Here is a 25511-nt window from a genome sequence, read left to right as displayed (position 1 = left end):
AGTATTTGGTTAAGAAACAGAGCAAATAAAAGGATTACTTAAAAACAACCTTTGCTCAACCGACCCTAATACTTGCTCTAACCAACCTATTCTCATTACAATAATCTATTTCAGCACTATTTTAAAAATTAATCCTTTTTAAAATAAAAAGCCCGGCACTAAGGCGCCGGGCTAATTCATATAATAATGCCAATCGTTATTTATCCGAGATTGCTTTATAAGCCTCGATTGCCGGAAGCCGCTTCTGCTTCAGCTTACCATCAGCGAAATATTTAAAAGTTAAGCCATAGCCCGGATTGTTAGTTTTTTCGTTAAGGCAATACCAAAATATAGGTCTGCGTGGCGATAGATTTGATTGGAGCAATTGCATAACTTTAGTCAGGCTACTTGCTTTTTCTTCCTCGCTGGCTACCCTGCCTGGGTTGTTTGGCCAATTAGTTTGCGTATGAAAACCTATTTCAGTAATCCAAATAGGTTTATTGCGATGTGCTGCTGGCCATATGCTCATTTTTTGTTTAAAGGCATTTAAACGATCAATTACCGCAGCCGGCGTTGGACCATACGGATGTACATTGGCCTCGTCGCAATAAAGGTAACCCTGTTCAACATTGAACCTATCCATAAATGTTTCCATATGCCATTCTGATAGGCCACCCATCAATACTACCGCCTCAGGATATACCGATTTAATAGCTTTATAACAGCGTTTTAAATGCAACACATATTTATGTACGCCTTGGTTATAAGGCGTATTAGGATCGGCCGACCCCTCACCTACCCGCTTTCCAATATCCCAGGATTCGGCCAAGTTAGGCTCGTTACTTATTTCCCAGTACTTGATACGGTCTTTATACCGTAAAACGGTTTTCTTTAAAAACGCTTCATTGGCAACTTCCTGCTCCTCGGTGCCATAAGTTTTGGCAGGGGTGCCTTTAGTAAAGCGCATCAATATGCTGATGCCTGCATTCAAAGCCGCATCAACCTTAGGGTCAATTGTTTTTTCGTAAGATTCGCTAGGATTAAAAGTCATACGCACCCAATGCACGCCGGCATACTTCATATCATCAACATCACTCTTCACACCTGCGGCGTCATAACCGCCGTCTTCTTTTTGCCATTTATCCCACGCCCCTCCCCAGGTTACGCCTTTCCAATTATTCACGGTCCACATTGGATACTTGTTCATTTTGTTATCAGAGGGCAGCCGATTTGAAACCGAGCAGGCAATAGTGGAAGCTGTTAAAATGAGTATAAGACCTACCGTCGTTTTTTTCATTATGATTTAATTTATATTAAACTTAGAATGCCAAGTCGCTGCTCATCAAATCTTCACCACAATAACGTTCAATAGTAAGAACCTTTGCAATGCACAAACAGACAAAACCCTAAATACAAGATATGTAAGCTTCAAACAAGACTAAACCGACACATCCTGAGTATGAGCGCAAATTACGATGATACTAGCTTTGATTATTTGCTGTATTGCTCAAAAAGTTTGCTCATTAGAACTAATCTCTGTCTGGGAACAGCTATTAAGAGCGCTAAAAAGAGTTACAGAAACGATATTGAAATCAATTACGTTTGAAGTTGAACTAATTGATCACATTTATAAAAAGAATTGGTTAGGTGACTTTAACTTAACTGCTACCGACGCAAACTGCATTTATAGCTAGTCAGTTAACATATATGACCCTTGTTCTATGAATGAACAGCTCGCTTATTTCTGAGCTGTTCATTCATAAACCTGAATAATTCGATTCACCTTTTTATGGATAACAATTTGAACTTATATCATCAGATTGTGAAGAAGTAATATAATTTGAGCAGGTTTTTAGCGAGACCTATTTTGCAAAACCTGCATTATAGCATTATTAGAGGCAATTTCAGACAAAGTTCTGAACCGCCCTCTCCGCAAATAACCGCATTGAAAACAGATAAAATCCTGCAAATCACATTATTGCAGGCTTTTTCTTTTGGTGCTAAAATTCCATTTTATGCACCGGGTTACCTAATACTCTGGAAACCGCTGTTTACTATCAACGACATAACTTTAATTTTTCTAAAATTCAGCAAGGGATAACTCCTTCAAATTATCGTATATTAAATCCTTTTCTGTAATTAGTTCCATGTTTAGCATGTTTATAGATATTTCTCGAATCGCCGCTATATAAGAGCGGAGGTTCAGGGTAAATATACCCTAGCTAAATTGGCCTATTTATGTATTTCTTTTTTTTCGTTATCGGTAATGGCATCGTAACAGGCATCCAGCACCAGTGAACGGATATTCACTTTTGCTGGTCCATATGTTTTCCCGTCGTCCGGATAAACCCGGTTGGTTAAGCAGATGTAAACCAGGTTATATTTAGGATCTACCCAAACGTAGGTACCAGTATAACCACTGTGCCCAAAAGCCAGTTCAGACCGTTTATCAGTAGCCGAACTTTTGTTTGTCCTGTCGAAACCCAGCCCGCGCCATGATGTTTTTGACTGACGGGAAGTAAACAAATCAACTGTTGTACTATCAAAATACCTACTGCCTCCATAGGTGCCTTTATTAAGCAGCATTTGGTAATAAATGGCCAGGTCATTGGCGTTGGAAAAAAGCCCAGCATGGCCTTCTACTCCTCCAGCCATAGCAGCACCCGGATCATTCACATAGCCCTGAACCAGCATGTTCCTGAACCAATTATCATTTTCGGTTGTGGGCACAATTCTACTTATATTAAAACGGTTGCGTGGTAAGTAGCCGCTTGCTTGCATACCTAAGGGGCGGTACAAACTGCTTAATACGTATTCGTTTAATTTTTGATGGCTTACGGTTTCGAAAACTTCTTTCATCATGTACATGCTCAGATCGCTGTACACAAACTTGCCACGAGTATTGCCGCTTGATGCCAGGGTTACCGGCCACATAACCTCATTGAAGTAGTTGGCCCGCAAATAATAATGATCGGCTACCTTGGTAGGATATGCCGCCGAAGAATCGGCACTTAGATCCTGTTGTTTAAGCTTTTCGTAAAACTTGATGTAGGGCGTAAAACCGGCTTCGTGTAACAAAGCTTCGCGTACGGTAACATCTTTTTTATCAGGGATATTTCGGAGCAAAGCCACGTACTTGCTTATAGGCGAATCCAGCCCCAATGTATGCTGCTCATATAAGTGCATGATAGACGGTGTGGTTGCCGTAACTTTAGTAATAGATGCCATATCGAAAATATCGGTAAGCTTTGTTACTTCATTTCCGTTATAGGTGTGCTTACCATAAGCTTTGTTAAATATTACTTCGCCGTTTTTAGCTACTAACACCACTACTGCAGGTGCCGAATGACTTGCAATACCTGCGGCAACTATGGAATCTATTTTATTCAGTTTATCAGCATTCACCATTACCGCTTCGGGAAGCGAATACCCTAAGCGGATTTTAGTTGCCGTATAACCGCTGCCCTTAATAAATTTTTTACTAAAATTTTCTGTAAGTCGGTTGGGCACCGCAATCCCGCCAAAAATGAGTTGGGCTGCAATGGATGCTCCCTCAGGAGTATCGTTCTTATACCAAATTACCGGCGACTTGATTTGATCGAGATACCCAAGGTTTTTTCCTGGTCCTGTTAAAACTACTACAACCTGGGTATAGCTTTCTATATCTTTTATAAGATTACGGAGAGAATTGTTAAAAGGCGACCTATCGGATAGCGTAACTATCACCATGTTGTACAGTTTAAGCCTATCGTGCAGTGCATAGTACCCGGCAGCATCTTTTAACGTATCGGCTGTTAAGCCGGTAACTTTACAGTACTTGTTGGCCAAACTATCAAACACGCCAAACTCGCTGTAGTTTACATGTACGCTGGCAATATTCAGGTCAGACAGCTCTTTAACAGGTATAGCATTCGAGCCGTTATTAAACAACACGATGTTTTTTTCTGCTTCATGGAGCTTATTAAGCTTTTTTAAGTTAGTAAGATGATCTTGCGCTTGTGCAACGCTGATGAGCAACACCAAATAAACAAAAAGTCCCTTTTTCATTTTCACAAAAAATAAAAGGAGAAAAGGGAACCCCTTCTCTCCTTTGTAAGCAGTTACTATATAGCCGGATCTGCCGGCGTATTCGGATTATTTAAACGCTCTTGGTCTGGGTAAGGATAAAATATTCGGTTGCGCTCACTTAAGTCTGTTGGTGGAGCCGGGCGGTTGAACCTGCGGGTGTCTTCCCATTTAAGGCCGCTTAAATAAAGTTCCGCACAACGCTGTTTGTACACCTCAAGCAACAAGGCATCAGTTGTTACCGCGCCGCTGTAGGCAGGCAAACCTGCATTTACACCATTTAAATCACCTGAGGTTTGCGTACGTACCGCGTTAATTTGTGCCAGCGCGTCGGTTACCGATCCGTTTAAACGTAATATGGTTTCGGCTTTGATGAGCTTAATTTCATCATTTAAATATACCGGTATAGGTGTAGTCGGCGAGGCCGCAAAACCGGTTAAGCCAACCGTTACTTCACCGCCAATAGTAGTTTTTATACCGTTAAAGTAAAAGTTGTAACGTTGATCGCCCGGGTAATATAAATTGGGGGGCAGGCCAAAATTATCACGTGGTACGTATGACTTGGTTATGTTGAATAGTGTATTAAGCGGATTAGGGCTTTGTGTGGTATAAGTAAACCTCGATGTTTTGGTCAGGTCTACCAAATTTGCATTGTTTAAAGCCTTCTGATAATTTCCAGCCATGAGGTTAATGCGGGCTTCCATGGCATAAAGTGTATTGACCAAATCAAAATCAGGTCCTGCCACAGTTGTTCCAAAGCTCACGTTAGGCGTATTGGCAGTTACCGCAGCAACACCAAGATCTAATAGCCTGATAGCTTCTGCAAAAACTTGTTCGCGGGGCACAAATTGTACCGGAGCCGATGTGCTGGTATTGATGTTTGCTTGTGGAAACGCCATGGAAAGTTCTGCTAAAGCCATTGCCTTAAAAAGGTAGGCTTGCCCCATTATGCCACTTAAAAGCGATGGCTCGATAGAAGAGATTTGCGGGGCGTTGTTAATCACATTTTCGCACATGGTCATTTCCCGCTGCATGGATGACCAGTAATTTAAGATACCGGCATTGGCCGTAGGCAGGGCCGAACCACCGGCTTCAAGTTCCAAAACAGTAGTAAAAGTAGCAAAGCCTTTCATCTCGCGCGATGTTGTGCTTGGGGCCAGGATAATGCTGCTTAGCCCCGAAGTTGAATAATACTGCCTTAAACCTATACTTAAGGCAATGATACCTTCCCTGGAACTTAAAACCTGCTCATCGGCCGCGGCGTTAGGATTTACCTGATCGAGCTTACATGATGATGCCAACACGAGCATCACAACGGTTAGTATTTTATAGGTGATTTTCATAAAATTCATTTGATAACGTTAAAAACTGTAGTTGAACCCTAAAGCAATAGTTCTCGGGATTGGCACTTCCACAAAATCGAAGCCGCGTACGGCTCCGCTTTGGCCTGCGGCATTAGTTTCAGGATCCCAGCCACTATATTTGTCAATAGACAAAAGATTCCGACCGGATAACGTAACCCTTAAAATCCTTTTTTTCAGGAATCTGAACCGCAGGTTGTAAGAAGCTGATATTTCGCGGAGTTTTAAATACGAACCGTCTTCAATCCAGTTTTCCATGATGGGAAATAACGCTGCTGAAGTTCCTTTGGGCACTTCACCTCTCAGCTCTGGCTCGTAACCTGCCAAGCCACCATATAAATCACGGTCGCCTACACGTTTAGTGAAATTGAACACCTCACCCCCATAAGAAGCGTCCCACTGCATACGAAACGAAAAGTCTTTGCCAACGTTGAATTCGTTAATAAAAGAGCCGGTCCATTGCGGGTTAGGGTCGCCAATTACCCGGTTTACAATAGTTCCCGTTGGCTGACCGGCAGCATTACGGCCTGTAGTTTCGCGCTGAGGCAGACCTGCAGGCGTTAACAATAACGATCCGTCGGCATTGCGAGCAAAAGCTGTTGCATAAAAAGCCCCTAGCGGATAACCTTCGACCGCAGCAACCTGACCAAAACCACCAGGGAAGGTTAACAAACCTCCCGGAATATCAAACACCTTATTTTTGTTCTTAGAGAAGATCACAGAAGTGTTCCATTTGAACTTTTCGTGTTGAATAGGAATTCCACGTACTAACAACTCCAGGCCTTTATTGGTCATATTGCCTATATTTTGATATTGCGAAAGGTAACCGGTTGATGGCCGTAAATTTACCAGCAGCAATAAATCTTTAACCGATTTGTCATAGTAAGAGAACTCAAAACCTAAACGATTATTAAATAAACTTGCATCAAGACCTATCTCCTTTTCAATCTGGCGTTCCGGCTTAACAGTAGCATTACCTAACTGGGACGGCGCAGATACGCCAGGAAGGCCTGCTAATAAAGCAGCATTATAGTTGGTTAAACGATCATAGGCATTGATGGCTGTTAAATTACCTGATTGCCCATAGGAAGCTCTTAATTTAAAGGTTGATACTACCGAACCGATTGAAGAGTTCTTCCAAAAATCTTCTTCTGACAACAGATAAGCTCCACTTACCTTAGGGTAATATTGCCACCGGTTGTCCTTACCAAAAGAGGAGGCCACATCATTACGTATGGCGCCTGTTAAAAACAATTTGCTTTTAAAACCAATGGTTTCCTGTGCATAAAAACCTAATATGTTTAATGTTGACCGGATGTCGGTTACAATCAGATTTGTTCCACTGGATGCTACCCGACTTCCGGGGCTTAATTGCGTGCCTGTAATACCGGCAGTGCTTACGCGCTCGGTTTGAGCTGTGGCACCCGCCGCTGTTGTAAACTCAAAGTCGCCGAGTTTGCCTTTATAACTTACATTAAGGTCGTTATTCAATAATAAAGCAATTCGATCTGCCCTGCGTGCAAAACCTGTGCTGAACGAGGGTGATGTGTTACCAATAGGAATAAAACCGGTAGCCAGTTGGGTGGAGTTGTCGTAACCTAATGTGTAATTGATAGACAGGTTTTTTACCGGCGTCATATTCACTTGTAAATCGCCTATGAGCCTGCTGGTTTTTTGACTAAAATCAAACCTGTTAATCGCTTCAAGCGGATTGGTACGCAACAAACCGGCTGGTGCCAGTGTTGGATAAATTCCGGTAACCGGGTTAGGATCTGGATTTACAAAATTATTACCAAAAATAAAGCCTGTTAACGCGCCATATGCCTCATTAATACCACCGTTAGGTATTTCCTTGCTGCCACTTAAACTATAATTCAGGCCAAGGGATACTTTAATCCAGTTGTTAAACCTTTGATCAAGCCTTAAACGGGCTGTACCTCTTTGAAAATTTGAATTGTCGATAATGCCTTGATTACCTAAATAGCTTCCACTCATGTAATACTGCGTATTATCGGTACCGCCCGAAACCGACACGTTGGTTTCGTTACCGTAAGCGTTGCGGAATATGCGGTCTTGCAGGTCGTAACGTTCAACAGGAACCTGCGTTAGATCGGTAGCCGTCGTATTTGCAAACCGGAAAGGATATTGATTATATTTCAGTTTTTTACGCAACGAGTTAGACCGGAACTGCGTAGAAATATTCACTACCGGTGCGCCTGATTTTCCTCTTTTTGTGAAGATTTGCACAACACCATTGCTTGCCCTTGAACCGTAAATAGCTGCACCCGCAGCACCTTTGATGATCTCAATGCGGTCAATATCGGCAGGATTAATATCTACCAGCCTATTTTGCGAGTAGCCGCCCAAATCTATCAATTCGCTTGAACTGTTGTTTACGATCACACCATCAATTATATATAAAGGGTCGCTTGAACCTGCAATAGTACTATTTCCTCTTAGCCGCACACTTATGCCACCAGCCGGGTTGCCGGAGTTTTGTGATATTTGCGCGCCGGCAACCTTACCCGCCAAAGCCTGGTCTATGGAAGTAGCCGTGCTATTTTCCAGATCTCTTGATGATACGGTGGAGATCGCATTACCCAATTGCTTTTTGCTGGTAGCGGCTCCGGTACCGGTCACTACTACTTCATTTAAATTTAATGCATCCTCAGAAAGCTCAATATCAATCGTAACCGGGTTTTGGTTGAGGGTGACTTGCCTTGTAACCGGCCGGTAACCCGTAAATGAAACGACCACAGCATAATTGCCATTAGCCACACTTGCATTTAAGGTGTATGCGCCATTAACATCGCTTGCGGTTCCCAGATTAGTTCCGCTCAGCCTGATTACCGCGCCTATAATAGGTTCTTTATCCCGGGCATCTCTAACAACGCCTTTTATAATTTGCCTATTTTGCGCCAAAGCAATTTGCCCCAAACAGAGCATAACAAGCACAGCCGATAGGACTCTCGCTGTTTTTAAACATAGTAAGATTTGTTTCATATTAGGGGTGGTTAATTTTGATTATACATGCAATTTTATTGAGGAAAGCTTATTTTTCCCATAAATACTTGAGGGATACCAACCGTGCTTTTTAAACTTTCAGCATTACCTGCAACAGCTTCGTTAGCCAACAAGGCAAAGAGTACAGCTTCCTTTGCATCCGGGTTTATACCAAGATACGTTGTTGATTTGATTTTCTTAGAAAAATGCTTTTCAATATAAGAGATCAAAAGCGGGTTGTACATTCCGCCTCCGCTTACATAAATTTCAAAGCTACCGGTTGTTGCTATTGTCGTTTCGATGGCATCAATTATTGCGTTTGCAGAAAAACATGCCAGCGTTGCTAAAATGTCATTTGATGAAAGATTGACCTGGCCGGACTTATGCATGGCATTATCAAGATACGCTAAGTTAAACAACTCGGGGCCGGTGGTTTTAGGAAATGGTGCAACAAAAAAAGAGTGATCCAGTAACGCATGCAGCAACACCTGATTTACTTTGCCCTGTAAAGCCAGTTCTGAATCCTTATCGTAGTATAACCCAGGATAGTTTGCTTGCACATACTGGTCCATCAGGGTATTGCCAGGTCCAACATCGGTTGAAAAAAACTGGTCGGCCTTGCCTGCTGGTAAATAGGTAAAATTGGCTATACCACCCACGTTAAGCATAATGCGATTTTCAACAGCATCCGAAAAAATGAGGTAATCTCCGTAAACTGCTAGCGGTGCACCTTCACCGCCGGCTGCAATATGTTTCTGGCGAAAATCACTTAAGGTTATAATGCCACTTTTTACCGCCAGGTGGTCGGCGTCGCCAATTTGCAAAGTAGCATTACCGTAACCATCATGAGGATGAAGGTGTTTGGGCGCATGAAAGATGGTTTGCCCGTGGCTGGCAATCAGATCAACCTCTTTATTGCTGATTTCCCATTCAGTAAGACACTCTTGAATAAGCTCGGCATAATAACATCCGATAAAAGCATTAAGTACAGTGGTCTTTTTCAAATCAACCTCTTTTTTGGCAAAAATAGATTTGATTTCCTCCTTAAACTCAGCACTATATTCTTTGGTAATAAAGTTTTTTACTTTGACAGAAGTATTAGTTCCGGTACCTGTAAATTCGCATAAAGCAACATCCAATCCGTCAAATGATGTTCCCGACATCAAACCGATAATAGTGCGTATAGGTTGATTTGCAATTCTGTAGAGATTTCCTATGTTAGGATTCATATTTAATAGTTAACACTCAATCAAACAAAGCCACTCAGAAGGAACCGTAGAGGACAGCATTCCGAATAACACAGGTAATTTAACATGATATTAACATAAAGGCAAGTATTTAAGCATAATTTATATAAAAAGTGCACCAATAGAAAACACTTTTAACCGTATAGATTAAAACTTAATTATTATTCTATAAGTATTCAAAAATGCAGTTATTGTAGAAATACGAAAACGATACGTTTGATAAAGTTTATATTGATGAATCTCGCTTTAAAATCAATTCATCATATGAAACACTAAAAGATCCTTCAAAGGTCATTTCCTTTTCTTGCACCACCTCCATTCTATTCGTTATCGAGCTTTCTCACGACTTACTATTTGATAATTAGGAATAAATCGATTTGCTGTTACGTACACTCGTAAAAAAACATCGACTACGGTAGGAAATGTTGCTTATGGCGTAACCAGGATTAATACACCTAAGTAACGCTCCTTAGACTTATCCAAAGGACAACTCATATTAAGTTACTTTTTAAGCCAATTTAGCCACGACTTAAAAAATGCGCCTTAAAAAGGATAGATTTGTAGCCCTCTGCGGGATTTTTAAAATACTAGATATGGCGTGGTTAGATAAATTGAAGCTAAAAAAAGGGTTAGTACAATCTTTAAATGAAGCAGGTTTCGTAGCTCCTAAAGAGATTCAGCAAAAAACATTGGCGCGTATTAACGGCGGTCAGGACCTAATAGCAGTTGGCCCCAAAGGTTGCGGCAAAACCACTACCTATATATTAGCCACGCTCAATAAGTTTAACTATACGCCCGATGGTGTACCGAAAGTTTTGATACTGGTACCCGATAAAGAAAAGGTGGAAAAGGTTATAGCTAAAATCGGTCAGCTCAACAAAAATAAAACGCTTTCTATAGTTCCTCTATTTGCTGCCCCAGGCATGGAAGCCCAAATGAATGCCTTAGCCGATGGTGCCGATATTGTGGTGGCAACACCCGACAGAGCGCGTGCCATTTACCTTAAATTAGGTTTGGATGTCAATAAGATAGAACTGCTGGTTATTGATGATGCGGAACTGATGGTTAAACAAGGTTTGCAATTACCCGTTACCGAACTGGCTGATAGCATCCCTAAATGCCAGCACCTCGTTTTTACCGAAGTACTACATGAGCGCTTAAACAAAATGATAACGCCTTTCATGAGGCAACCGGCCACTGTTGAGGTTGAAGAAATAGGAGAGCCGCAGTATGATATGCATTCGCAGCTATTATACCTGCTGCCTAACTTTGGCACGAAAGTGAATCTGTTGAACCTGTTTATGCAGGATGAAGACCTGTTCACCAAAGTGGTACTGTTTGTAAACACCCGCCCAACGGCCGAGAAACTTTACAAGAGCTTGCGCGACCGGAGATGCACAGCGGCTTTATTAAACCCGTGGTTTTTTGAGATGGATGGCTTTACATCGCTGCATGAGTTTAAAAATGCCGCTACCCGCGTGCTGATTGTGGTTAACGATGGAGAACAGGAACTGGACCTGAAGGAGATCCCGTTCCTGATTCATTTTGAACTGCCGACTGAAAAAGAAACCTATATCGGCCGGATGATCAAAGATTCGCCAGATGATGAAAATGAAACCATGGCTATCACATTCGCCACGGATATTGAACTAAGCTTAGTCAAAAAAGTTGAACAAGCCACTGGCCAAAAAATTCCCTTCGGAGAATTACCAGAAAATTTGATTGTTGAAAAGGAACGCACATTGGCTGATGTTGCCGAAAAGAAAGCTGCCAAAGCAAAAGCAGATGATGATGCTCCCGGAGCCGCATTTCACGAAAAGAAAGCCAGCAATGCTAAAACCTACAATTACAGAGCTGGTGTAAAAGCGAAGATGAATAAAGATAAAAAGCATTAACGGCTGATAGTCGGTAGGCCTCTATGGAGCATGGTCTCTATTCTCATAATCTTATATCCAAATATCAAACGAGGTGGAAACATCCAGGTCTTCCACCTTTTTCTTGCCCAGTCGGTTTTGCCAATAAAATTCAGGCTTGTTTAATGCTTAGGGCATTATTAAAACAATTGATGCGAACGCGAGCACCCAGCTCAGGCCATAGAATTTGCATTTCATCTGTGGCAAGGTAGTCGTGCGCAATTTGGTGTGCAATCACTTAACTATCCCATATATTCAAAACTAATCCTCCCTCTCTGCAGATGACTATGTTAAAGCAAAAAGCCTGCAAATCAAATAATTGCAGGCTTTTCTTTTGGAGCTTAGGTCATTTCAGATAAAGTATGAAGAAAAGTGGAGAACCTTAAAATAATTAGCTATGTTTGTTAACATACTTGCACGGGGTGCTTTTTACCAAAAGATAAAAGGCTGAGATAATACCCGAGAAACCTGATACGGATAATACCGGCGTAGGGATGCACAGGCTAGTTACTAATCTTTTCGGCACCACAGTGCCGTTTATTCTATAAGATTAAAGCCTTGTTTCTGTTGCCGCTATTGTGCGCGCCTCCGGAAGCAAGGCTTTTTACATTTTATACCTTTTGAATAAATGGAACTGGAGAAAAACAACAGCTTTGGCCTGATGACCCAAAGCCTCACAAACTGGCAGGGGCGCAAAGAGTGGTTTTTTAACCGCGAGCACACCGACACTTATGAACAATGGTACGAAGGCCGCTACAAAAGAGCCGAAGTATGGCAAAAGAAGGTGATGGCCCAATTGCTGGGTAAGGACCCGCGCGTAAAAGAGCTGCTTGAGTTTGGCTGCGGTACCACTCGATTTACTCGCTGGTGGCACGAAATAGGCATTGAAGCCACCGGTGGCGATATTTCCCCCTTCATGTTAGGCCAGGCTGTGCACCTTTTTGAAGGTGATCTGGTTAATGCCGATTCGCACTTTATGCCATTTAAAGATAACACCTTCGATGCTGTAGCCTTCATCACCACCTTTGAGTACTACCGAGACCCGGTACAGGTTATACGTGAGGCCGCACGCGTAGGCAGGCAAGGCATTGCATTTGGTATGATGAATCGCAATTCGCCCAAGGTATTGCGCAGGCGTATTCAACAGCTGTTTGGCAAAAATCCCTTTTATGTTACTGCTACATTTTATACACCTGCTATGCTGATTGAAAAGATCAGTGAGGCATTGAAAGGCCGACAGTACAGTTTGGAGTGGACTTGTACTGGCTTACCAGAGTGGTTCCCGGTGCAGCAATGGAGTGTGCCCGTGGGTGACTTTTTTGGCCTGTATGTTAAATTTTTGGATTAAGCCTTAGATTCCATGTCTTTATCCGGAAAAATATCAGGTGGCGGTTTTGAGCAGATCATACTGCCGCACTGCGGACACTTACGAAGTGAAGTAATCAGCGGGCCAGCTTTTGGCGTAGATGTATCGCTCATTCATATGGGTGCCGGGTTAGGCTTAGCGCTCACCAGTGATCCCCTATCGCTTATACCATCCCTGGGTTTGCAAGAATCTGCCTGGCTATCGGTACACCTGATGGCAAATGACATGGCTACCACCGGTTTTGCACCCATGTATGCACAAATGGTACTAAACCTTCCGCCGTATTTAACTGAACAGGATTTTACTACCTATTGGAATTTCATACATGAGTATTGTAAACGTATCGGTGTTGCCATTACCGGCGGCCATACAGGCAGCATTGAAGGGCAAAACTCTACTATTGCGGGTGGTGGCACCATGCTGCTAACAGCGCCCGCAGACCAGGTTTTGCTCAGCAGCAAAGCCAAAGCAGGCGATGTAATCATTGTGACTAAAGAATGCGCCGTTTCCTCATCTGCACTCTTGGCTATGTGTTTTCCCGAGACGGTAAAAAGCAAACTGGGCAAGGAAGCTCATGACCAAGGCTGCGAGATGTTCTACCAAACCTCTTCCCTGCCTGATGCCCTGGTTGCTGCGGGTACCGAGTACCACTACCAGGACGTGACTGCCATGCACGACGTGACAGAAGGTGGTGTTTTGGGCGCGATATACGAAATGGCCATAGCATCAGGCAATGGCGTTACTGTACATGATGAACTGCTGCCGGTTGGTCAAACTCAAAAACAAATTTGTGACCTGTTTAATATAGATGTTCGTTATTGCATAGGTGCCGGATCCATGATCATAGCTACCAAGAACGGTCATGCCGAAAATGTATTGAAACGCTTGGCCCAGCATCATATCAAGGCAACTATAGTTGGTGAGTTTACGTCCAAAGAGCATGGCTGCAAATTGGTGAAGAACGGTATAGAAGAGGAAATGCATTACAATAGCACAGACCCCTATTGGAATGCTTTCTTTTCAGCCTATAAAAACGGATGGAAATGATGAAGAAAAAGTTTAAGATTACCGGTGGCGTATACCTGGTACTGGACCCGGCTATGCCTGAAAGCCTATTGCTACAGAAGTTGGAAGCTGCGCTACACGGCGGCTTAAGTGCCCTGCAAATATGGAATAACTGGACCGAAGGGACTGACAAGTTTAAGTTGATAGAAGCTATTGCAGCGCTTTGCAGTCCCTACGATGTACCGTTGTTTATTAATGAAGACTGGCAACTACTGATGACGACTTCCTTTATTGATGGTGTCCATTTCGATACGATACCTGCGAATTACAATTCGATCATAGCATCTGTCGGGCGACCATTCATGGCTGGTATCACCTGTTCTGGTGATCTGGACACCGTAAGATGGGCAAACGAACAACAACTGGATTATGTTTCGTTCTGCGCCATGTTCCCTTCGCCATCGGCAGGCACCTGTGATATTGTAATGCCAGCTACCGTTAGGCACGCACGCTCTATTACCACCATACCTATTTTTGTTTCGGGCGGAATAACACCATCCAATCTGGTAACATTAAAGAAAGAAACGCCTTTTGATGGGGTAGCCGTTATATCGGGAATTTTGAGCGCTGATGAACCTCAACAGCAAGTACAAACCTATAAAGATGCCCTGGGCATTAACAACCAATAATTATGCAACTGAAAACCATAGAAAAGCTTTGCTGCCCTTTCGATAAGCAGGATTTGAAATTACAGGTATTGGCTAAAGGCCTCAACGAAAACATTGTGGAAGGCATATTGAGCTGCTTGCACTGCCAACGCCGATACCCGATCGTATACGGCGTGCCCATTATGGCACCGGATGAATACCGGCAGATTCAACTCGAACAACCAGTAATAGAACGCTGGAAATTAGAGTATGGCATAAATGATATCAAACTATTGCCTAACGGAGCCTGAGATCTTCAAAGGTTCAGTTATCGCTTGCCATGTTATGACCTCTCATTTGTGAAAGTCGATTGTAGTGAAACTTCAGCTTCATTGCCTGTTAAGGTCGGGCGGTTTTAAGTTCTGCTAGCTTCGTTTGCTTTTTGTTGCTGCAACTTGTACACCCTTTGCATTTTTTTCTGCTGTTTTCATGTAAATGTTTCAAATAGCCAGTAATATGTTAAATGATGTTAAACGCCTCAAGCTCTTCATTAGATTGTTATATGTTTAATGTCGTATTGCTTTATGCGAGCACCGGCGTTCATGTCAATCTAAACAAATCAAATGAGGAACCTTTTATCACTAACTATACTTTTAACGGCATTTGCAGGCTTAACCGCCACTGCTCAAACGCAGGCAGTTAAGCGGCGAATAAATTTAGTTGAAAGAAGCTTAGTTGGCCCTGTCAGATCAAAAGACACTCTGGGGTGGACGATCTGGCAACGGATGGCGCATTATAACGTTAAGGGAGTGAGCATTGCAGTAATTAATAATTATAAACTCGAATGGGCAAAAGGCTATGGCTTAGCCGATGCCGCTGCAAAATCACCGGTGACCACCCAGACGCTCTTTCAAGCGGGCTCAATTAGCAAGTCTATAAATGCCATTGGCATTCTAAAGCTGGTTCAAACGGGAAGTGTTGACCTAAACACCGATATCAATAAATATCTAATCTCATGGAAATTCCCGTATGATTCACTGTCGCAAGGGCATAGTATAACGCTCGCTAATTTGTTAAGTCATACGGCGGGGCTGAACGTCCCAGGATTTGTCGGCTACAGCGAAAATGACGCCATTCCATCTATTTTGCAAGTAATTCGAGGCGTAAAACCCGCAAATTCAGCAGCTATACATTCGATTTTTGCGCCTGGCAAAAGGCACGAATATTCTGGTGGAGGAACCACTATCTCACAATTGATAGTTGAAGATGTTACTCACCAGACCTATGATCGATATATGCAAAACGAGGTGTTAAAGCGTTTAAATATGGTAAACAGTACGTTTGCTGTCCCAAATAAAAAAGGAACTCATGTTGTCGCTACGGGTTATTATGATAACGGGAAGCAGATCGAAGGCAAATTTCATCTTTATCCTGAAAAAGCTGCGGCTGGATTGTGGACAACGCCAACGGATTTGGCAAAATACATTATAGCGATTCAAGAAGCTTATAAAGGCAAACCGGGTACTTATTTAAATTCACACTTTGCTAAAATAATGTTAACGCCTTACATAGATCAAAGGGCGGCATTGGGCGTTTTTATTGATAATTTCGACGGCGAAGAGTACTTTGAACACGATGGGTTAACCTATGGTTTTTATAGTCAGTACTTTGGAAGCTTGACCAATGGTAATGGCGTAGTGGTAATGACTAATTCGGTTAATACAATGTTGATTCCCGAAATTATTAACAGCGTAGCCAAGGTTTATGGCTTTAAAGGATTGTACCGCTCCAAGACAGAAAAAAATATAGCATTAGATGATGTCACGCTACAGAGTTATTGTGGCAATTACACCCTTGCCCCGGGGGCGGTTTTGACCATTTTTACAGAAAACAAACAGTTATACGTTCGCTTAACCGGCCAGGAAAAAATAGCACTGTTTCCAGAAACTGCAAGTAAGTTTATCATGAAGGTAGTAGATGCCCAATTAGAATTTGTTAAAGACAAAAGTGGTAATGTGACGAAAGTTATACTTTACCAAAACGGCAGTGCTAATGAGGCGCCCAAGACTAATAAAACTATAAAGAATTGCAACAGAACCAACATTATCAATCTTAACCGTTGCTATCATTGTTTCCATACGACGAATACTGTGAAATAATTTTCAAGAGCATGTACGGGGCAAAATGAACGCCTGACGGAGATATCACTTAATAGCTGTAAACCAAATCATTAAGAGTTGTGACGCCTACAGTTGCATACTGGATGCTCGGCAGCAAATTCTTTAAAATACCCGCCAACTATTCATGCTGGGAATAATCCTTGCACAACTGACGGATACCCGTAATGGACTCGCTATGCGTTTATTGTTCAAATACTAGGCCTACATTTCTATAAGTCCAAAAATCACGGATAAGTCCTTTTTATGATCGATAAAAGTTCGCATCATTAGGGTACATATAGTTTCCTTATAGACCTTCCAATTATCTAAATCATCCATGTACTGGTCCAATAAATGCCCGGTTACAACCAAATTATTTTAGTTTGTACACGTACCTTAATAATATCAAATTTCCTTTAAGTGCTATAAGAGAATCCTCCCTCTACGCATGATGCATATTTTTTTCGAAATGTATCAAAATGCTAACATCGAGGCGTTTTCAATTTAAGTAGTGTAACATAATTAAAACTATTCTTCAGGTTATTGTTTTACATAAAGCTGTTTATTAGTTGCAGAATAACTTGAACTTTCCAACGTTTATAACTAGCAAGCTACCCAGGCAACTGACGTTGCAGGTTTACCGATGTAACTAATTGTTTACTCATGCTAATCGGTGTACATTTTATTTAACTTTAGGATTGTTTACCAGCCTTATCAGAAATGACAAAACTTTTTATAAGCGGTTTTCCGTTAGAGATCTCAGAAATGGATCTTGCCAAACTCATAGCGCCCCATGGTGATATTGCCACCATAAAAATTGTTAGGGATAAACAGACCCGTAAATGCAAAGGATATGCCTTTATAGAAATGGAAAGCCTTGACGATGCAGAAAATACGGTTATTGCACTGGATGGCGAAAGAATGGGCGACAGAGAATTAACTGTTAAAATTAGCGAGGACAAACCAGTGGCCCCAAAGCCCAGGTTTAGCCGTCCGCCAACCTTTGGTTCATCAGGCAATAACAAACCTGGTCGAAAACCATTCGAAGAACAAGAAAAAAGGCCCAGACGGCCAAGGGCTTAAAATAAGAAAGGCCTGTCTTAACCGACAGGCCTTTCTTATTTATCATTAATAACCAGCGTTTTGAGGCATTTTAGCACCTTCAACAACCCGGTCAATCTGAGTAGATTGCGGTATGGGTCTTAGCACATGGAAATCTTTAATGTAAGGAGCCGCTTCGGGGTTCCAGGCTTGCACGCGTCTAACCAATGATTTGGTACGCACCAGGTCAAGCCACCTTTGTGTTTCTGCATAAAACTCGCGGGTCCGTTCGTCTAATATAAAATCAAGTGTAACGTTAGCGGCCGTGATAGTCATAGCTGTGACAGCGGCAGCATTTTCGGTAGCTGTATTTGTTTTACGGAAGGCGGCACGTTGCCTGATCACGTTAAGCATTGCTGCAGCATTACCTAAATTATTTAATTTAAAGGCTGCTTCGGCAGCTGTCATGTACACATCAGCAAAACGGTATATCACAACCGGACGTGAAGATGGATCATTAAAGTTAGCCGGAGCACGGCTCGGATCCATAAATTTCCTTACCGAAGGAAAATAGTTAGCGTTCCACAAACTTGGCGGAATCACAATGCCCTTAAACGGGCGGGTACCGATAAACTGGGGTGCACCTGTTACTTCAAAATCGGGCATATAAATAGCCGTATCTACACCGGGTACCATACTGTAAGTTATACCACGGGTATTGTTTGCTGCATTTGCCGCATTGGTAAGTGGCGTATTAGATATCCAAGCCTTAAAAAAGGTACCATCATATCTGGCGTCAGTCGTACGGTTAACAAAAGCCTGGTCTAAAATATAACGTTTGCCTGCGTTAGGGCCTGTTGTTAAGCGGTCGGTATTTGGCCGGGTCCGGATGAACGGACGACCGTAGGGCACATCTCTAACCATACCGCTCGAGCCGCTGCTTGAAAGAGCACCTGCAGCTGTTTTAAAGGTATTAACAGCGCTGAAGGTAGGATAATTAAAGTTGTAAAACCATGGTTGCAGGTTTACAGGGCCGCTGGCTTCAGCGCCGCCCAAATTAAAAGTACCATATTTAGGATCAATAGTATGATCGCTCACAAACATGGTTTCTTTACCGTAGTCATTCGCAGGGTTAAAGGCATCAGCGTAATCTTGCCACAAATCAAGCCCGTAAGTACCCTTGTTGGTAATAATACCGTTGCAAATGTCATAAGCCTGCTGAAAGTCAGACTGTGTATTATTTAACCAGCCGCGGGTAAGGTATACTTTGCCTAATAAGAACAGTGCAGTTGATTTGGTAGCAGCTTTGCCTAAAAAAGGCGCTGTTACGGTATTCGGCAAATCTGCTGACGCCTCGTTTAGGTCTTTAATGATTTGAGCATAAACGTCGGCTACAGGTGCACGTGTATCGGCCTGAGTAGGCACGGTAATAAAGGTGGTGTGTAATGGCACATCACCATATTGCTGCACCAGCATAAAATAACAGAAAGCCCGCATAAACTTGGCTTGTGCAAGGTAGCTCTTGCGTGTAGCATCTGGCAAATCGATACTTGTACCATACTCCAACACACCGTTCAGTGTATTAATAGCCTGGTAAAAATTACTCCAGCCGGCACTAGCATCGTCTCCTACTAAGCCATTGTAGGTGTTTAACCTGCTGCTTGATCCTGCACCTGATAGGTGATCGTCTGTACCGGCTACTAATTGTGTGTTAAAACCTTCAGTACCGTAGGTTCCGGCTCTTAACAATTGGTAAGCACCAGCTATACCACCCAAAACTCCGGCGGGTGTATTAAAAAACGAAGGAACAACAGAAGATTGGGGATGCTCTTCGAGTAATTTTTTGCAACCATTGCCCGAAAGCGCTGTGCACAACAACAGCGTGTAGGTTACTATCTTATTAATTTTCATATCTGAATTCTTTAATAATTTTCTTTTAATTGATTAAAACCTGGCGTTTACACCCAATATGAACTGACGCGTAGACGGGTTATTGATATTAACACTTACCTGACGTGTAGGAGCACTAACCTGATTACTAGGTGAACTGTAGCCAGTCACAGCACCACCATAACCGTTGCCTTCAGGATCCATTGCCAAGCCTGATTTAACCAGTGGTGAATAAATAATGAATGGGTTGGTACAATTCAGGTAAAATCTTAGGGTGCTTAAACCAGCTTTTTTTATAAAAGCAGGACTCACGGTATAACCAAAGTTTATGCTCCGGGCTCTGATAAATGAGCCATCGCGGTAAGCCAGGGTTGATAAAAAGTTAGAAGCCTGATTATTTGCATCAGGTGCAGGGAACTCGTTGGTTGGGTTATTTGCTGTCCAATAATTCACCTTTACCTGATTTAAACGTGAGGTCATGAAAAATGCATAACCATTGGTTGAACCATCATTTGATAGATACGGAACCAGCACTTTCATACCTATACGCGCATTGATAACAACCGATAGATCAAAGCCTTTATAACTGAAGCGGTTAGTGATACCACCCTCCCATTTAGGTTGGAAATTACCTATAATCTGACGGTCATTTGCGTCTATTCTGTTGTTACCATCTATATCCTCAACCCGTATTTGACCCGGAATTTGAACCGGAGAGGTTTGCCGGGCAAGCGTGCCGTTATTCTTGTCTTCAGTTTGCCAGATGCCTATCTTTTTAACATCATAAATAACGCTTAAAGGCTGTCCAACAAACCATCCATTACCTACGTTATTTAACTCTTGCGGCGTGGTAAGCTGCGTGATCTCCTCGCGGTTAAAAAACCAGTTTAAATCTGTACTCCAGTTAAAACCGTTTTTAGATTGAAAGTTTACGGTTGTTAAAGTTACTTCCAAACCACGGCCACGTGTTTTACCAAGGTTTTTAACAGTTTCACCCGCACCAATACTGGCAGGCAAAGCTACAGGCAGTAATATATCTTTCGTTTTTTGATCATAAACGTCAATAACACCAGTAATACGGTTATTAAGTAAACCAAAGTCCAAACCAACATCCCACTGTGCGGTGGACTGCCAACCCAACGCGTTGTTGGCCAGTGTAGACACATAGTAGGCTAATTGCTGACCAGCAACCGCTTGCCCAAAGTTATAAGCAGAGGCCGAAAGCAAGCCTAATGTAGTATACGGATCAACATTACGGTTACCTGATATACCATAGCCGCCACGCAATTTTAGGTTAGATACAACCTTCCATGGTTTTGCAAACTGCTCGTTAGTAATGTTCCAGCCCAAGCCTAAAGCCGGATAGGTGAAGTATTGATTACCAGGTGATAACGTTGATGAACCATCCACACGCACTGTGGCTGTAACCAGGTAACGATCGTCAAAACCGTAATTCAGTCGGCCCATATAAGATACAAGTCCGCGCTCTGAAAAGAAGTTGTTATTTACATCGCTTAAGATAGTACCGCTGGCTAAGCCAAAGTTGGTATTACCAATATAATCGGCAGGTATACCTGTTACTGTAAAGCGGTTGCTCCTGTTTTGCTCTTTGTTAATCTCAAACAAGCCTGTAAAGCTTACCTTATGTTTTTGGGCAAAGGTTTTATCGTAATACAGCAAGTTTTGAATGTTGTAAGAGTAGTTATAACCTGAGGAAAAGCTGCCATTGCTTGAGCTTTGACCATCGTTTGCGTTTACAAGCGTACCTGCGGGGTTATATCCATCTCCATTTTCGGTACGGTAATCTAAACCAACATTCAGGCGGTATCTTAATCCGTCAAAAATGTTTACTTCCCCATAAAGGCTGTTAAAGGTTCTTAAGCGTTTGTTACGGGCAACAATATCATCGGCCCGGGTGATCAGCGTTAAGGGGTTTACTTGAGTAGCATCAAGAGTTTGGGATGCAGGACGTAAATTCAAAGTACCATCAGCATTGTATGGCGACGCCAGCGGCGTTAAACGCGCCAAATTGAATGGTACGTTACCCCCACCCGGCGTGTTTGAGTAAGATAACGTAGTAATAGAGTTAACCCCAACTTTGATACGGTCATTAACACGGTGATCGATAGTAGTACGGAGCGTTGCCCTCTTAAAATTTTGGTTTGGTATAATACCTGTTTCAGTAAAATAGCCGGCCCCTACACCAAATTGGGTCTTTTCGCTACCGCCAGAAATATTGATCTGGTTGTTGCTGATAGAACCATGCTGATAAATGAGATCTTGCCAATCGGTAGAAATACCGGCAGCTAAAGCATCCTTTTCCGATTGCGTAAGGCCGTAACCGGTTGTACCCGGGTTGGTTTGTGCATAAGTAGCGGCATCTGCTTTAAACTGGGCAAATTCAGGCCCGTTAAACAACTTATACTTACCCAAAATGCTCGAAATGCCATAATAGCCGTCATAGGTAATAACTGCTTTGCCGGTGCGGCCGCGTTTAGTAGTCACCAATATAACACCACCCGCACCTCTAGAACCATAAATGGCTGTTGCAGAGGCATCCTTTAAGATGTCAATGCTCGAAACGTCATCAGGGCTAAAGTCATTTATGCTACCATTATAAGGCACACCATCTAATACGATCAAAGGAGCATCAGCATTATCACTGCTGCTGTTGCTGCCCCTGGTAATGGTACGGTTACCACGGATACGGATAGATCCTGCAGCGCCCGGGGTAGAACTATTGTTTACAATAGTCACACCAGCAGCACGCCCTTTTAATTGAGCAATTAAATTAGGTGCAGGCACCTCTTCCAGTGTAGCTTCAGAAACTGAGGTAACAGATCCGGTTACATCTTTTCTGCGCTGCGAGCCGTAACCCACCACCACCACGTCATTTAAATTACGGGCATTGGAGGTAAGTTGGATACGGAGATTGTTACTCTGTGCATTTATAGAAACTTCCTGATCGGTATAGCCAATATAAGTTACAATAAGGGCGGTTTCGCTTGGTGGTACATTAAGCGTAAACTGGCCGTTTACATTTGTTGTGGTGGTTAACGATCCGCTTTTTATTTTAACGGTTGCGCCAACCAGGGTTTCGCCTTTTTCGTCTACAATTGTACCTGTAATGTTTCTGGACTGTGCATAAATATGAATGGAAATAAAGCAAATCCCTAAGGCGATAAGCATTGACTTCCATAACATAGTAAGTCTGTTTTTTTGCATAATAATTTTGTTTATTGGTTTAATAATTAGGCTGAGCTGTAGAGCAGCAGGCACCCAGCAATGCTGAAAGTGCAGTAGTATACAGCTAATTTTGGAGTGGTTAATAGTACTTGTTTCTCATATTAATTTATAATTGGTTTTTTGTCAATTCAACTACTTGCAATCGATTGCAGTTAGTGGTTAAAAAAAAAGGAATCATCCTTTTCATTTCTCATCTACCAGTAATGTCATAAAGCCTCACCGGATATGTACCGGATTGAACTTACTGCTAACACAGTCAGTAAAAAATAATTTCTTCTTTTTAGGTGATGGTAAAGGTATAAGAGCAATGAAATCTTTCATCTCATATTTGTTCCGAATGATACAACGGATGTATAGCAAACGTAAAAAAACCAGCCTGAAAGTAAATCATAAACTCCTTTCAATGAGACATATACGCTTTAAATGAAATATTTGTTGTATGTAAATCATGAATTTATCAGTCGTGTAAATCCGCACAGTGAGTTGCTTTTAACTATGTATGAAAAAATCAGGATGGAAGATTGCGTAATGTTAAACGATACTTTTTTACCAAGAGGCTTAATAAAATTAAAAGAAAAGTTGGTTATTAGTTACAACCTGGTTAATTATATAACAAGGGTAAAGAAGAAGGTAAGGCGCTACCAGTGCAAAAGTATCACCATTAGCATGGCTATATCTTTAATGTGACCACGTATATATTTCAAAGCAACAGTAATTTGATTTTCTACCGTGCGTTTAGAGATACCTAGCTTTACAGCAATTTCGGTATTGCTTAATTGCTCAGTGCGGCTTAGCTTAAATATTTCCTGACAACGAAGTGGAAGCGTCTTCATTTGCTTGTGAAGCTCATCCTCCATATCCCGGTAACACAGCTTCTCATAGGCAGCATTAAGCTCATAAACTGTATCACACAAGTCCTCCTGTAGTTCTATAGGAGATGTCTTTTGCTTTTTTAACTGGGCGTAAACATGGTAACGAAGTGACACTTTCAGATAAGCACTGAAATTGTTAATATTTAAATACCGTTTGCGGTTCCATAAGTTCAGAAACAAGTTATGAATGAGCTCTTCGCACACCTGCTCATCTTTAATATAATTAAGAGCCGTTTTGTACAAACGCACCCAATGACGCTGAAACAGTACGGTAAAAGCACGGTAATCGTCATCTATTACAAGATTCCAGAGGTTGGCGTCGCTCAATGAGCTGTATGCCATAGTATAATTGGTTGTAAAGTAAAGCTACAGCTATTAAAAATAATTACCAATTTTTTAATTAATAATTATTTACTGTTGGTATGTGTGTGGTACCTGCACTTGCTACTCTATACTATTACAAAGATCAAACAAACCAACCAATTTCATGACGCGAGAAGAATACCTGTTACTTTATGAAAAACACCTGGCAGGTAAAGCTACGCCTTTAGAGATTGAAAAAATAATGGCATACGAGGATGATTTTGAACTTAAAACCCTTCATCCAGAAGAAGACAAGGACCGTTACCGCGGCATTGAAACCAGATTATTGAGCAAGTTGGACGAAAGCCTTAACATGAGGAAGCATGCACACTTTAGGTTTACCTGGCAATGGGCAGCGGCAGCTGTTGTGCTTATTTTTATGGGGGCTGCATTATTTTACATAGCAGAGCCTGATAAACGGCTAACCGTAGCAACCCGTAAAAATCAAATAAAACATGCTTATACGGATAGCAGCAAGGCCATACTAACACTGGCAAACGGCAAAACAATTGAACTTAATACAGTAGGTAATGCTACCATCCTTGCTAAAGGACAAGTAACAATAAAAAAACAGCAGGATGGTATACTGCAATATGAAGTGCCAGCACCGCTGGTGACAGGCGAGGTTGAATACAATACAATCAGTACCCCGCGAGGCGGGCAGTACCAAATTATTTTACCGGATGGCAGCAAAGTTTGGCTCAATGCAGCCTCTACCCTACGCTTCCCGGTGGCATTTACAGGCGCAGAACGCAAAGTTGAACTTAGTGGCGAAGGCTATTTTGAAGTAGCTAAAAATAAAAAGATGCCATTTAAAGTTGCGTTTAAAGATGAGGAAGTAGAGGTGTTAGGTACACATTTTAACATAACTGCGTACCCCGGAGTTGAAGCCTCAAAAACTACATTGTTAGAGGGTTCGGTAGCTATTTCCAGAGGACGAGCAAAGAAATTGCTTGTTCCTGGTCAGCAAGCCCAACTACAGCCTGATATGCAAAGCTTTGATATACAAGATGTTGATGTGGAAGAAGCAATTGCCTGGAAGAGCGGCATTTTCTTATTCCACAATGCACGTATAACTGCAATTATGCAGCAGATTGCCCGATGGTATGATGTAGACGTTGTCTATAAAGGAGATTTGCAAAATATGGTTTTCGGCGGGCGTATATCCCGGTCTAAAAGCCTCACAGAAGTTTTGAAAAATTTGGAACTCACAGGAACTATACACTTTAAAACCGAAGGAAGGAGAGTAACCGTTATGGAATAATTATTACATCACCGGTTACCTAAAAAAAATACCAGGAATGTTCGCAGCATTCCTGGCTACAGGCCATAAGCCCAGTTAGGCAACCATAAC

Annotated in this window: 16 protein-coding genes and 1 riboswitch; of the genes, 8 read left to right on the top strand and 8 right to left on the bottom strand. The window is 42.1% G+C overall.

What is annotated here, in order from left to right; all coding sequences use genetic code 11:
* Positions 1-196 precede the first annotated feature (196 nt).
* The 5 genes from ABDD94_RS04880 to ABDD94_RS04860 form a co-directional block, all read right to left on the bottom strand.
* A complete protein-coding gene (locus ABDD94_RS04880) occupies positions 197-1276 on the bottom strand; it encodes a glycosyl hydrolase (RefSeq protein ID WP_345954915.1) in 1080 nt (359 codons plus the stop codon).
* A gap of 935 nt (positions 1277-2211) precedes the next feature.
* A complete protein-coding gene (locus tag ABDD94_RS04875; protein ID WP_345954914.1) occupies positions 2212-4026 on the bottom strand; it encodes a serine hydrolase in 1815 nt (604 codons plus the stop codon).
* A gap of 56 nt (positions 4027-4082) precedes the next feature.
* Positions 4083-5387: a RagB/SusD family nutrient uptake outer membrane protein gene (locus ABDD94_RS04870; protein WP_345954913.1), complete on the bottom strand. Its 1305-nt coding sequence runs from the start codon at positions 5385-5387 to the stop codon at positions 4083-4085.
* Positions 5388-5405: 18 nt separating this feature from the next.
* Complete coding sequence (locus ABDD94_RS04865) at positions 5406-8408, bottom strand: SusC/RagA family TonB-linked outer membrane protein (protein ID WP_345954912.1); 3003 nt, start codon at positions 8406-8408, stop codon at positions 5406-5408.
* Positions 8409-8443: 35 nt separating this feature from the next.
* Entirely contained in the window at positions 8444-9637 is a 1194-nt protein-coding gene (locus ABDD94_RS04860; RefSeq protein ID WP_345954911.1) for an anhydro-N-acetylmuramic acid kinase, read from the bottom strand.
* A gap of 611 nt (positions 9638-10248) precedes the next feature.
* On the opposite strand from ABDD94_RS04860, the gene ABDD94_RS04855 reads away from it, so the two are divergent.
* The 7 genes from ABDD94_RS04855 (at position 10249) to ABDD94_RS04825 (ending at position 17828) form a co-directional block, all read left to right on the top strand.
* Positions 10249-11550, top strand: coding sequence for a DEAD/DEAH box helicase (locus ABDD94_RS04855; RefSeq protein ID WP_345954910.1), 1302 nt, complete (start codon positions 10249-10251; stop codon positions 11548-11550).
* Positions 11551-11976: 426 nt separating this feature from the next.
* A riboswitch (TPP riboswitch) is annotated at positions 11977-12080 on the top strand.
* A gap of 116 nt (positions 12081-12196) precedes the next feature.
* Entirely contained in the window at positions 12197-12916 is a 720-nt protein-coding gene (locus ABDD94_RS04850; protein ID WP_345948660.1) for a class I SAM-dependent methyltransferase, read from the top strand.
* Between the two features lie 12 nt (positions 12917-12928).
* The gene (locus ABDD94_RS04845) at positions 12929-13981 is read left to right on the top strand and encodes an AIR synthase family protein (RefSeq protein WP_345954909.1); all 1053 of its coding nucleotides are present in this window, start codon (positions 12929-12931) and stop codon (positions 13979-13981) included.
* Positions 13978-14628: a thiamine phosphate synthase gene (locus ABDD94_RS04840; RefSeq protein WP_345954908.1), complete on the top strand. Its 651-nt coding sequence runs from the start codon at positions 13978-13980 to the stop codon at positions 14626-14628. Before ABDD94_RS04845 ends, ABDD94_RS04840 begins: the two co-directional genes overlap by 4 nt.
* A gap of 2 nt (positions 14629-14630) precedes the next feature.
* Entirely contained in the window at positions 14631-14897 is a 267-nt protein-coding gene (locus ABDD94_RS04835; RefSeq protein WP_345948663.1) for a Trm112 family protein, read from the top strand.
* A 312-nt stretch (positions 14898-15209) separates the two neighbouring features.
* On the top strand, positions 15210-16745 hold the full coding sequence (locus tag ABDD94_RS04830) for a serine hydrolase (RefSeq protein WP_345954907.1): 1536 nt from the start codon (positions 15210-15212) through the stop codon (positions 16743-16745).
* Between the two features lie 720 nt (positions 16746-17465).
* Complete coding sequence (locus tag ABDD94_RS04825) at positions 17466-17828, top strand: RNA-binding protein (RefSeq protein ID WP_345948665.1); 363 nt, start codon at positions 17466-17468, stop codon at positions 17826-17828.
* Between the two features lie 45 nt (positions 17829-17873).
* On the opposite strand, the gene ABDD94_RS04820 is transcribed toward ABDD94_RS04825, so the two are convergent.
* The 3 genes from ABDD94_RS04820 to ABDD94_RS04810 all read right to left on the bottom strand — a co-directional run bounded on the left by ABDD94_RS04820 (position 17874) and on the right by ABDD94_RS04810 (position 24136).
* On the bottom strand, positions 17874-19697 hold the full coding sequence (locus ABDD94_RS04820; RefSeq protein WP_345954906.1) for a RagB/SusD family nutrient uptake outer membrane protein: 1824 nt from the start codon (positions 19695-19697) through the stop codon (positions 17874-17876).
* A gap of 33 nt (positions 19698-19730) precedes the next feature.
* Complete coding sequence (locus ABDD94_RS04815; RefSeq protein WP_345954905.1) at positions 19731-22901, bottom strand: TonB-dependent receptor; 3171 nt, start codon at positions 22899-22901, stop codon at positions 19731-19733.
* A gap of 659 nt (positions 22902-23560) precedes the next feature.
* Positions 23561-24136 (bottom strand): sigma-70 family RNA polymerase sigma factor, encoded by a 576-nt coding sequence (locus ABDD94_RS04810; protein WP_345954904.1) that lies wholly within the window; start codon positions 24134-24136, stop codon positions 23561-23563.
* A 145-nt stretch (positions 24137-24281) separates the two neighbouring features.
* On the opposite strand from ABDD94_RS04810, the gene ABDD94_RS04805 reads away from it, so the two are divergent.
* The gene (locus ABDD94_RS04805) at positions 24282-25421 is read left to right on the top strand and encodes a FecR domain-containing protein (protein WP_345954903.1); all 1140 of its coding nucleotides are present in this window, start codon (positions 24282-24284) and stop codon (positions 25419-25421) included.
* Positions 25422-25511: the final 90 nt, after the last annotated feature.

The sequence above is a fragment of the Mucilaginibacter sp. PAMB04168 genome (assembly GCF_039634365.2).
Classification (GTDB): Bacteria; Bacteroidota; Bacteroidia; order Sphingobacteriales; family Sphingobacteriaceae; genus Mucilaginibacter.
Note: the sequence above shows the minus strand (reverse complement) of the source record. Positions and strands in the feature narration are given on the sequence as shown.

Bases quoted from the DNA above. Each gene is read 5' to 3' on its own strand.
- ABDD94_RS04880 (WP_345954915.1), bottom strand. From the start codon at position 1,276: ATGAAAAAAACGACGGTAGGTCTTATACTCATTTTAACAGCTTCCACT.
- ABDD94_RS04875 (WP_345954914.1), bottom strand. From the start codon at position 4,026: ATGAAAAAGGGACTTTTTGTTTATTTGGTGTTGCTCATCAGCGTTGCA.
- ABDD94_RS04870 (WP_345954913.1), bottom strand. From the start codon at position 5,387: ATGAAAATCACCTATAAAATACTAACCGTTGTGATGCTCGTGTTGGCA.
- ABDD94_RS04865 (WP_345954912.1), bottom strand. From the start codon at position 8,408: ATGAAACAAATCTTACTATGTTTAAAAACAGCGAGAGTCCTATCGGCT.
- ABDD94_RS04860 (WP_345954911.1), bottom strand. From the start codon at position 9,637: ATGAATCCTAACATAGGAAATCTCTACAGAATTGCAAATCAACCTATA.
- ABDD94_RS04855 (WP_345954910.1), top strand. From the start codon at position 10,249: ATGGCGTGGTTAGATAAATTGAAGCTAAAAAAAGGGTTAGTACAATCT.
- ABDD94_RS04850 (WP_345948660.1), top strand. From the start codon at position 12,197: ATGGAACTGGAGAAAAACAACAGCTTTGGCCTGATGACCCAAAGCCTC.
- ABDD94_RS04845 (WP_345954909.1), top strand. From the start codon at position 12,929: ATGTCTTTATCCGGAAAAATATCAGGTGGCGGTTTTGAGCAGATCATA.
- ABDD94_RS04840 (WP_345954908.1), top strand. From the start codon at position 13,978: ATGATGAAGAAAAAGTTTAAGATTACCGGTGGCGTATACCTGGTACTG.
- ABDD94_RS04835 (WP_345948663.1), top strand. From the start codon at position 14,631: ATGCAACTGAAAACCATAGAAAAGCTTTGCTGCCCTTTCGATAAGCAG.
- ABDD94_RS04830 (WP_345954907.1), top strand. From the start codon at position 15,210: ATGAGGAACCTTTTATCACTAACTATACTTTTAACGGCATTTGCAGGC.
- ABDD94_RS04825 (WP_345948665.1), top strand. From the start codon at position 17,466: ATGACAAAACTTTTTATAAGCGGTTTTCCGTTAGAGATCTCAGAAATG.
- ABDD94_RS04820 (WP_345954906.1), bottom strand. From the start codon at position 19,697: ATGAAAATTAATAAGATAGTAACCTACACGCTGTTGTTGTGCACAGCG.
- ABDD94_RS04815 (WP_345954905.1), bottom strand. From the start codon at position 22,901: ATGCAAAAAAACAGACTTACTATGTTATGGAAGTCAATGCTTATCGCC.
- ABDD94_RS04810 (WP_345954904.1), bottom strand. From the start codon at position 24,136: ATGGCATACAGCTCATTGAGCGACGCCAACCTCTGGAATCTTGTAATA.
- ABDD94_RS04805 (WP_345954903.1), top strand. From the start codon at position 24,282: ATGACGCGAGAAGAATACCTGTTACTTTATGAAAAACACCTGGCAGGT.